Genomic DNA, 11,472 nt, shown 5'->3' on the forward strand with positions numbered 1-11,472 from the left:
GCTTGCTTGCCGTTTGCCGATGTTATTACGACAATGTCTTAGCTTTAGGGATTCGCATCATCTTCGTATTGAGGCTGTTTCCTTTCGCTGTCGTTTCTAGGTATTGACTCAATTTTCGCAGCGTCTGATGCTCGAGCAGGACAGCAACATTCAGTTGAATGCCCGTTCGCTTGGACAGGTCAAGCATAATTTCCATGCCAATTAGAGAATTGCCTCCTACAGCGTAAAAGGTGTCGTCCAGTCCGATTTGTTGAATGCCCAAGCAGCGTTTCCACACGTCTGCTACCGCCTTTTGAATATCTGCAAGCTGCATCTCTTTCAAATTAAGCTGGACAGGTTGTTCAGATGAAGAGGAGGCAGTTGCATCCAATGCAGCTGCGGCGGTGGCCATCGAGCGAGCATGCTCCAATTTGGCAGCAATTTCGTCAGCCAATCGGAACGGCAGCCTAGTGTGCTGCATAAGACTTTCGTGGCGGTATTCATTGCGATAAGCAATAGATCCGACGAATGCGTGGTGTATTTTTTTTCGTAAAATGATATCCAGTGCCTCTATTCCTTCAGCCGTTGTAAGCTTGTCAAAGAGATCGCCATCATTGCTTACGCCGTGGTTGAAAGCCATGCCGGTCTCTTCCCAAGCGACCCAGTTAATCGTTTGTGTCCGTTTCCCTAAACGATTACGGTGCGCTTGAAACGCATCTAAGTAAGCATTGGCCGCCGTATAATCTCCTTCTCCATGCCCACCTGTCAATGTCGTTGCAGATGAATACAGAATAAAGAAGTCCAGTTCATCATGCTGCGTGCATTTATCCAATATCCAAGTTCCCTGTACTTTCGGGCCTACTACTTCACGGAAGGCCTTATCCTGACGCTTCAATAGAAATCCTTCACCTATCAACCCAGCACTGTGTATGACGCCCTTAATCGCTCCATATTTGGTACGGAGATCCGTGAAAATATCCTGCATATCCGTATAGTTGCTTACATCTGCGCTTAAGAGATGAACCGTCGAACCAAGCAGTTCCATTTCTTGAATTGCAGCAATTTTCCGTGCCATACCAGGCTGGTTCTCATCATTTAAAATGGAAGGCCATAAAGAACGATCCGGCATAGAAGAACGGTTCAGCAAAGCAAGATGTACTGGGGCTTGATTAGCTAAATATTTAGCCGTTTCCAAGCCGATGCCGCCCGTGCCCCCGGTAATCACATAAACGCCTTCTGCATGTATCGCTATCGGTTCATTTGGTATTTCTTCGACCAGCAGTGGAGCAAATTGATCGGTGTATCGCTCTCCATTACGATAAGCGACATGATAGGAATCGTACACAGCTTCCAGCTCTTGAATGATGGTCGTAAGTGGAGTAGCATCGTCTAAATCAACTGTACGACATTTAAGTTGTGGATTTTCAAGGCCGACAACTTTGCCTAATCCAAAAAGAGCAGCATGCTCTGGATGAATGCGAGGCTCAAGTTGATCCACTTCATGCGCATATCGCCCGAGCAAGATCAACTCGATGGATTGGGAGCGCTGCTGCACCGCCAACTTTTTGGCATAATAGAACAAGTTATATAAACCGACTTGCAGAGAATGATTTAGTTCATGTAATGTTTCAGGATGAGAAACTTGATCCAAACTGCTGACATGGACGATTTTCGTTAGCGGCTCCTTCTCCAAGCTCTCGATCACGAATTGGCAGCCTTCCTCCGAACCGTCCATAACGTAACGATAATCGTTTAGTCTTACAGTCTCGCAATTCGATACAATCTCCACTTCAATAACACGCTTGCCTTCCGAACGCCATCTCTTTACCAATTTCGAGCCAAACCCGCCTCTATCCATCATAACGAGAACGGTACCTTTGTCTGGTTCACCCAGAACAGAAGGCAGCGGTTCACGTGTCCATACGAAATGATGAAAGGATTGCTCCTCTGGCAAAGTGGGCAAGTTCAACCAACATGGGGTCGCTTCAAATGGATAAGTAGGTATATTTCGTTTATTTACAGTGAACGGATAATAGGCATCCCAATGCACCTCACTGCCAGCTGCATAGTGCAGAGCAAGCTCTGCAAGTTCATAATTGTTAGGATGGATACTTTCCTTTCCCTTCGTTTCTAACCCCTCTGCAATCGATCCGTAATAAATACCCTGTTCAGGACGATTAGCTAGTCCTTGCTCCTTCACTGTATTCAGCTTCGCTTGCAAATCACTGACACTGGAGCATAGAAGAGCAAGCCGATAAGGATGATGCGTCCGACCCGTATTAGCGGTATAGCAAATTTCTGCAAGCGGAATCGATTCGTGATTCGTAAGATAATCGTCGTAACGCTGTACGAGAGCAAACAGCGCTACTTGTGTCTTAGCCGATAGGGTCAATATTTCTTCTCTGGCAGGGTAACTTGTCAGCGATGGCTCTGGCGATTCTTGCAGAACGATATGGCAGTTCGTTCCGCTCATCCCGAAGGAACTGATCCCGCATATGCGGGGGGAGCTTCCTCTCAACCACGGTTTCACTCGATCATTTACATATACAGGTGAACGAACAAAGTCAATGCGTGCATTAGGCTTATCAAAATGCAAATTAGGCGGCAGTTCTTTATGCTTCAAGGCAAGAACTGCTTTAATGACCCCTGCTATCCCAGCAGCATGATCCAAGTGACCAATGTTCGATTTGATCGATCCTATCGCACAAAACTGCTTTTTATCCGTAAAGCGGCGGAACGCACGCTGCACAGCATCAATTTCAATCGGATCGCCCAGTTCTGTTCCAGAGCCATGTGCTTCTATATATCCGATACTTTGAGGTTCAATACCCGCATCCATCCAAGCTCGGACAAGAACATCTTCTTGGGACAATACATTTGGAGACGTTATGCCAATTGAACTTCCGTCTTGATTGACCGCACTGCCCTTGATAACTGCATAAATCGAGTCCCCATCTCTGATAGCCTGAGGCAGCGGCTTTAGAAGAAGAGCTGCTACTCCTTCACCTGGTCCGGTTCCATCCGAATAGTCATCAAACGAACGGGTTCGACCATCACTAGATTCGATGCCAATTCTTTGCGAAGTATCCAGCGGCAAAATATATGTTTTTACTGACCCTGCGATCGCCATCTCGCATTCTCCTGCACGCAAGGATTGGCACGCCTGATGAATCGCTACAAGCGACGAAGAGCAGGCTGTATCAATCAACATGCTCGGTCCTTTTAAGTCCAATAAATATGCAATGCGACTTGCAATAATCGAGCGGATATTTCCAGCTAACGCTACACCAAGCGCCTCGGGTTCCAGCAGCTGAATCATACGATAGTACTCGCCATCGTCACCATAACCGACATATATTCCCGTCCGACTTCCGCTTAATTTTGTGCCGTCATAACCTGCATCTTCAATAGCGGAAAAAACAGTTTGCAGAAACATCCGTTGGTTCGGATCCATCATACTCGCTTCACGGGGGGACAAATTAAAAAAACGATAATCAAAGGAATCAATATCATCCAAACAAGCGCCACTGTAAAATTTCGCCTTGAAATCCGCTCCATAGGCAGCCAATGCATAGCGCTTCACCTGCTTTTGCCGCTTAAGAGAAAGCTGTCTAACACCATCCACTTTGCCCCTAATGTTCTGCCAGAAAGCATCGGGACTGTCGGCTTGGGGCATCTGCAAAGACATTCCAATGATTGCAATGTCGCGCGAGGATACCGCTTCTGTTTGTACGGAGATCGACGATTTATCTTTACGGTTATGCAGTGCAACTTTATTGAGCCCTAGCTTTTTCTTTTCCATCTCTACTTCCTTTCTGGCCTAATAGCAGCAGCATTACTATCTACTAAGGCGCATGAATTGGAGAAGCTCCACAGTTCTTCCATCCGTTCTGTCCACTCCTGGGGATGTAGTTGTTTGGCGGTCAATAACCGCTGGAGCCATTCAGCTGCTCTCTGTTTTTCATCCTCACTCGGCGTACGTCCCTCTACTTCCAGCGTTTCGTCTAACATTTCCAAGCTGCGATATAACTCGACGACTTCTTTCTCATATTGGCTGGAGTCCTCATTTTTATTTTCCGCGCTAGCCGCTAGTACGAGGCACTTCGTGACAAACGATGGAGCCAATCGCTGCTTAGTACTCATAAACGTATCCTCCCTATAGGTCTAACAGTATATCCACTCGCAGCTGCATCAGCTGCGCAGTATTTCGGCATGGCGCGAGCCTGCTACCAGTCCATATTCCCGATAGCCGTATGTTGCGATATTCATTTGCTGGATTTGGCTGCTGCCTTCAATAATCTCGGTAATTTTGGCATCTCGCAAATAGCGCTGTACGGAATATTCACTGCTGCATCCGTTCGCTCCATGAAGCTGAACGGCATCATTAGCTGCTTTAGTTGCCATTTGCGAAGCAAAATACTTGGCAACATTAAGCTCATTTCCTGCCTGCAGTGCTTTGTTCTCTTTCATAAACCCTGCATTCAGACATAGTAAGCGAGCTGCTTTCGTATTCGTATGCATATCTGCAATCATGGCTTGTACCAACTGGAATTCTTTTAACGGTCGATTGAATTGAACTCGACTCTCCGTATATCGTATCGAATCTTCCAGACAAGCCTGCGCGATACCAACAGCTCCACAGGCCACGCTGTACTTGCCATAATCCAGTACATGCAAGGCTACATATGGAAACCCTGTTCCTTCTTTGCCCAACATATTTTGCACAGGAATACGGCAATTGTCCAACCTAAGTTCCGCCAACATGGAAGCCCGCGTGCCATACATACCATTAATAGACTCGATAGTGAGCCCAGGTTGGTTGCTTTCCACCAGAAATGCAGTATGTTGACCGTTGATCTGGGCAAAAAGTAAGAACACATCGGCAATCTGCCCATATGTAATCCATTTCTTCGTCCCGTTTAGCACGTAATGATCACCAGACAAAGCGGCCTGCGTTTCAATATTCCGTGCATCGCTTCCTATATTGGGCTCGCTTAAGGCGAATGCACCGATCGTACGGCCATTTGCCATGGACGGCAGCCATTTTTCTTTTTGTTCCTTCGTGCCAAAGCGAATAATCGCCTGACTCGCCATGGTATGGACGGTAAGCAGGCTGCGAATGGATGAACAACCTCTCCCGAGTTCCTCATTCAATAGGCCGAACGTAATCATATCCATTCCGGCTCCTCCATAGTCACTTGGAATAAGCGCTCCCAAATACCCCATAGATGCAAGCTTATCTATTAAATCTTTAGGTGTTTGTTCAAGTTGATCGTAAGCGTTAGCGATCGGCACAATGTCCCGATCGACGAATTGTTTGAATTGTTCATAATATAATTGCTGTTCGGTAGTCAGGTTGAAATTCATCACTTCCACCCCGCTCATTTACAATTTGTTAGTCGCCAGTTTACGCCCTATCAGATCTGACATACTTTGTATCGTACGGAAATGAGCAAACTCCAAATCCTCATTATCCAGCATGATTTCGAATTCAGTTTCCAGAAAGGTTACCAATTGCATGACAAATAGTGAGTCGACAAATCCAAGTGCAAACAATTCATCATCATCGCGCAATTGAACCTGCTTAAAAAACTTCGCTAAAAATGTGCGGATTTTTTCCTTATGTTGTGCTTCCATCGATTATCCTCCCTGTATTGGTTCGGAGCGCTGCAATACAGGCATGCGCTCGAACGGATATGCTGGCAGTTGCAGCTGCCAGTGGTCTTTCTCATAAAACGTTTCTTCGCATAGATCGACTCCATTAAGCCAAAGCTGCCCTATCGTTCTAAGCAAAAATAGGCGATCTGATGTACGATCGTATGAATACCGCAAAGTCGGAAGCGTAAGCAGACGCTCACTTTCAGTGATAGCGGGATGCTGCCTCACAAAGCTGCATAAAGATTGTCCGGGGCCAATTTCTATAAAGAGCGCATCCTGATCCTGTAAAAGCTTGTCTATCCCATCACTGAAACGCACTGTACTGCATAGATGACTTGCCCAGTAATCGGGATCTGACGCCTGCTCAGCGGTTATCCATGTTCCCGTCACATTGGATACGAATGGGATAGTTGGAGGCTTGGGCTCATACTCACTAATAAGTGCCGACAGCGATACGGCAGCTGGTTCCATCATTAGAGAATGGAAAGCATACTCTGCTGGAAGACGGGCTGATACTTTGCCAAGGCTGGAAATCCGCTGCTCCAATTCACTGATACCTTCCAAGGTGCCAGACAACACTAACGATTCAGGACTATTAACCAACGCAATAGTCACACTTTCTGGCAACAGCTCCTGAACCTCACTCTCTGTCATCGTGACGGCAAGCATCGCCCCCTTATCCAGCGTACCAATCAATTGGGCTCGCTTTGCAACAATGGTTAACGCCTGCTCTAACGTAAATACCTCAGCAAGACAAGCCGCAGTATACTCTCCTAAACTATGGCCGATCATCCCATGCGGCTTAATTCCCCAAGACTCAAGGAGCCGCGTCAATGCGTATTCGACGGTGAACAACGCTGGATGCACCCATGAGGTAGATGCATACGGTTGACCCGCATTCCCCCCTGAATCACGACGAAGCATGCGCCGAATGTCCAGATTGGGAACTGCGCTCATTGTATCTCCCTCGCCGCCAGATAAGGATGACTGCTGTACCGGATAGAGTTTTGTGCGCAGATCGAACCCTAGCAAAGGCTGTAATATATCGCAGCAGCTATCGATTGCGGAGCGGAATACCGGCTCCTGCTCATAGATTTCGCGCGACATATTCTCGTAATGATCCCCCAAACCTGAGAACATAAATATCAGTTTCCGGTCGCAAACAGCGTAGGGGCTGTCCCAATAGCGAAGCGAATCCCGATTCACTAGGATGTCAATTGCCTCTTGTGTGCTGGAAGGCACCAAGACGCGCCGCTCTGAAAGAGAGGCCGATCCCTGGTATAGACTGAAAGCAATGTCACCCAAGTTTGCCGCAGCGTGTTGACGCAGGTAGTCAGATAGCCGATCTGTCGCCACTTCTAAGGCCGAACTGGTATGAGCAGATAGCATAAACAGCTCACCCCTTCTCGCTGTCGTATGCAAATCCATCTTAGCTGTCTCCAAATTACTTTCGTCAGGCTCCATCCTTACGTCTGCTCCATTCGTGTATATAACTGTCTCAATGAATGTCTGCCTGCGCTTCACAGACTGCCACGATTGAATGACGAAAGCACCCACCCCTCTGCCGTCTGTTACCGCGATTAAAACGGCATCATTTGTATTCCCTCTAAGTCGGGAGGAGGCTTCCAATACAAGCGTTTGCTTACTGTCCACGTGAATCAATGTAACTGGGACAGTAAGCGAAAGAGCCGCCATCAATTGATCTGCTGCCCGCTGCTGGATTAGCCTGTTATCGGAATATATCCATAATCGTCCACTGGTTACTCGCATACACCCAGCTTGCTGCAAAGCTACCCATGCGGCTTCCATAAATTCAAGTTCAACAGAGCTCATCCTCGAAGCCTCATCCATGGACATTCGAAAAAGCGAGGCATCGAACCGCTCCTTCTGTCTTTCATGGTGTTCCATCCGGCTTGGAGAGCCTTGCCACCAATCCAAAAGATCATGGGTTGTTTCTAAACAACCCCCTAATCCAGCAACCGCTAATTTGGTATGTTCTAAAGCTGCGTTTACAGTTCTCATTCCTCTACCTCCTTTACCGTGCCTATTCCTTCGCTAGCGCCATTTCATCCATTTCCTCTTATGGCTCTATCCGATTAGCTCATACTGCTCCACAAGGTCTGCAAGCAGCTGCATATAGCCATGAACCAAATCTTCGATGAACTCCTGACGCAGTCTACCACTGTACTCAAAGTGAAAACCTATGCTGCTTCCAGTGTCACGGTATTCAAGAATGAGATCATACTGCCGCGTTAGACCTGGAATCCGAGATAGGAGACCAGCCTTCGCGAAGAGAGGATACACCGTTGTGCCCTGCTTATCCTCACGGCTTTCCATGCTAGTCGATTGGAGCAAATAAGCTCCACTTGACAGCGCCTGTTCACTAAGCTGTTGTACTGTAGAGAAGAGCTGTGAAAAATGTTCTACCTCATTGAAATTGAGATGGATCGGGGAAGCTGTATCGCTTCTGTTGATAACAGCTTGTACAGCTACTGTCTGATGTTCGCTCATTTGCTGAAGGAGGTACATAAACATGCCTAAGGCGATATGTTGTATCTCCGTTTCCTCCGTTCGCGCCATCAACTTTAACTTTGAATATATTGGATCGTTGCAAGAAAATGGTTTGATTTGCCGTGGAGATGCGTTTGGTATTCGATTGAAAAATGATAGGGGCAATTCAATACCCTCCATCTGATCGTTATGCTTGTCCGTACTTGTTCCACCAACAAATTGAGCAAGCTTGGAAATGGTCGTATAAGCGAACAAATCCGTTATAGTCACGCTGTTCGGATAGAGCATATCGATTTGGGTATGCATACGCATGAGCAAGATCGAATCGCCACCAATTTCGAAGAAATGGTCGTGCACGCCGATTGTTACCGCTGGCAGCAATTCCTGCCAAATATGCAACAATTGCTGTTCGATTTCATTGGAAGGAGGTGCAAGGCATGCCACTTCATTTCTATGCATGGTAGGTACCGGCAGAGATCTCCGATCCAACTTTCCATTTACAGTCAGAGGCAAACGATCCAAATGCACGTAATAGGCAGGTACCATGTAAGAAGGCAATCGATTTAGCAGATAAGAGCGCAACGAGGAATCAGTCTGCTCTTCACCCGTATAATAAGCGCATAGTGTACGGTGACCACCGCCAGCTTCGATATCCAGCACAGCTGCTTCGTGAATTTCAGCCAGATCCAGCAGCACACTCTCAATTTCGGGCAGTTCAATGCGATATCCGCGAATTTTTACTTGGTGATCGACTCTCCCCAGAAAGTCCAGTTGTCCACCTGGCAGCCAACGTACCCGATCCCCTGTTTTGTACATACGCTCACCTGGGAAATAAGGGCTGTCACCGAATTTATCCGCCGTCATCTCCGGCAAATTCATATAGCCCCGAACAACGGACGGGCCTGCAACCCACAACTCCCCTTCCGCTCCAAACGGCTGAAGGCGCCCGCTCTTGTCTACAACTGCAAAATAGTGATTGGCTATCGGCCCCCCTATCGGGACTCGCCCTTCTACATGACTTGGACATTCGAAATAGGTAACGGCAACTGTGGCTTCTGATGGACCGTACGAATTATAGAGCTTCATCCCCTGCAATTCACTGCAATAAGAGCCCTTCAGTTCGTCTCCTCCCGATATTAAAAGGCGAAGCCGATGATCAGTTAGCCGACCATTTAATTGATTAATAAGATGCGGGGAACAGCTAATGTACGTAATGCCTTGTTCTTGAATGCAGCGCATAAAACGATTCGTATCGAGCACTTCCTCTTTAGGCAGGATGATTATCGTTCCGCCACGCAATAGAAGTGGAAAAACTTCTTCATTGGAAGTATCAAAAGAAAGGGAAGATTGCCAGATTCCTCGATCTTCAGGCTGGAGTAGATCGTAAATAAAGGAATAAATAAAACTGTTTAAATTGCGATGCTCTACCATCACGCCCTTCGGTTTCCCTGTTGATCCCGATGTATAAATGACATAGGCCAAATCAGCTAATGTGTTGATAGGTTCAGGGTTTCCAGGGTCATCCATGCTGAAATCGAATTCGGAAAGCAATATCGTTTCGATATTACTGCCAACCAACGTTTCCTGCCATTGCGGCTGGGTAAGAAGCAGATGGCAGCGGCTGTCCTCCAACATATACTTGAGTCGATCATCTGGATATTCAGGATCGAGGGGCATATAGGCTCCTCCTGCTTTCAGAACGGCAAGCATACTTACAATGGCATCAACGGATCGATTCATGAGAAGTCCGACCACTCGTTCAGGCCCAACTTGTTTGGCACGCAAATGATGTGCCAGAAGATTGGCCCGCTTATTGAGCTGTTCATAGGTTATATGCTCGGTTCCAAAGGTAACGGCTTGACGTTGAGGTGACAACGCAGCCTGCCTCTCGAATCGCTGCTGAACGGTCTCCTGGATAGGTTCGAGCCTTGAAGTTGAGTTACACTCCACTAACAGCCTATCTATATCCTGTGAGGACATAAGTTGAAGGTCACGGATCTTTGCGTCAGGGGCATTCATCATCTCTTGCATTAGATTCAGGAAGTGTTGAGAGAATTGTGCGATCATGTCAGACGAGAATTTATGCTGGGCATATTGCAATTCAAACGCTAATTCATCCCAAGGGTGGATGCTGAGTAGAATCTCATAAGGAGTCGATTCACGCATTTCAAAACCTGTGTATCGAACAATTCGATTCTCGTTTTGCAATGCAGCATTTAAGGGGTAGTTTTCGAACACGAGCACAGATTCAAATAACCCTTCCCGTGTGTCAATATCGCTGCAGCCGTGGATATCGACAAGCGGAGTTGCTTCATAATCATTCCGATCCCGGAGCATTTCTTCCATCCGTTTTAGGAGTTGGGAAACGGTCTCACTCTCTCCGGTTGTGACGCGGCATGGGATCGTATTGATGTAAAGCCCCACCATTGAATTCATGCCCTGCACCTTGTCCGTTCTGCCGGAAACAGTTGTACCGAACACCGCATCCATACTGTTCGTATAGCGCTGCAGCAACACTCCCCATGCTGCATACACAAATGCAGCCAATGTTATTTTCTGCGATCGGACATACTGTGTCACTTCCTTCGTCTGCTCGGCCGTCAGCTTGAAAATTCGAACCCCCGGCGAGTTTTCCTGTACAGAACGCGCATGATGAGCAGGAAGCAATGATTTGGTGTCAAAGCCCGCTAAATAGGAACGCCAGTATTGTTCCTGCATTGTCTTACTTTGGGACTGCACATATTTGAGGTATACTTTATTGCTAGTCTTTGAATCTGGAGTATAAGGAAGACCCCGGTATAGACGCTCATACACATCCAAAAATTCAGTTAATAGGATACCATTGCTCCAGCCGTCATATAAAATATGATGATTGCTGACGATCATCGCATATCTTTGCTCACTCTCCTTACAGAGAATGACTCGAAATGGCACTTCTGTCAGGTCGAATCCTTGTTGTCGATCAGCCTTCTTCAACGAATCAAGATACCCTTCCCGCTGCTCAGCCGTCATATGCGAACAGTCGTGATTAATAATAGATAACTCCCACTTCTTCAGCACAATTTGCAGCGGCGCCTTGAGCTGCTGCCACCGAAATACGCTGCGAAGAGCTTCATTCGCTGATATGACGAAGTTCCAGGCGAGCTGAATCAACTCACCCTTAACGTCCCCCTCCAGCCATACACAGAGCTGTTCAAAATAGTGCTCCCGATCCTGTGGATTCACATAATGAAACAGCATCCCCTCTTGCAGGGGTGTTAACCCGATAACATCCTGTACTTGATCTCTATCAATCTGCTTAGCCTCCACCATGCAACTCCATCC

6 protein-coding genes are annotated in these 11,472 nt (G+C 47.1%); all 6 read right to left on the reverse strand.

Annotated features, from left to right (window positions below; genetic code table 11):
* Positions 1–25: 25 nt before the first annotated feature.
* Positions 26–3,781, reverse strand: coding sequence for a type I polyketide synthase (locus NQ117_RS08785; RefSeq protein ID WP_258277586.1), 3,756 nt, complete (start codon positions 3,779–3,781; stop codon positions 26–28).
* A 2-nt stretch (positions 3,782–3,783) separates the two neighbouring features.
* On the reverse strand, positions 3,784–4,122 hold the full coding sequence (locus NQ117_RS08790; protein WP_258277587.1) for a hypothetical protein: 339 nt from the start codon (positions 4,120–4,122) through the stop codon (positions 3,784–3,786).
* Between the two features lie 48 nt (positions 4,123–4,170).
* Positions 4,171–5,346: an acyl-CoA dehydrogenase family protein gene (locus NQ117_RS08795; RefSeq protein ID WP_258277588.1), complete on the reverse strand. Its 1,176-nt coding sequence runs from the start codon at positions 5,344–5,346 to the stop codon at positions 4,171–4,173.
* 18 nt (positions 5,347–5,364) lie between these two features.
* Positions 5,365–5,616: an acyl carrier protein gene (locus tag NQ117_RS08800; protein WP_258277589.1), complete on the reverse strand. Its 252-nt coding sequence runs from the start codon at positions 5,614–5,616 to the stop codon at positions 5,365–5,367.
* 3 nt (positions 5,617–5,619) lie between these two features.
* Entirely contained in the window at positions 5,620–7,659 is a 2,040-nt protein-coding gene (locus tag NQ117_RS08805; protein ID WP_258277590.1) for an acyltransferase domain-containing protein, read from the reverse strand.
* Between the two features lie 66 nt (positions 7,660–7,725).
* On the reverse strand, positions 7,726–11,460 hold the full coding sequence (locus NQ117_RS08810) for a non-ribosomal peptide synthetase (RefSeq protein ID WP_258277591.1): 3,735 nt from the start codon (positions 11,458–11,460) through the stop codon (positions 7,726–7,728).
* Positions 11,461–11,472: the final 12 nt, after the last annotated feature.

The sequence above is a fragment of the Paenibacillus sp. SC116 genome (assembly GCF_024733555.1).
Taxonomy (GTDB): Bacteria; Bacillota; Bacilli; order Paenibacillales; family Paenibacillaceae; genus Paenibacillus_B.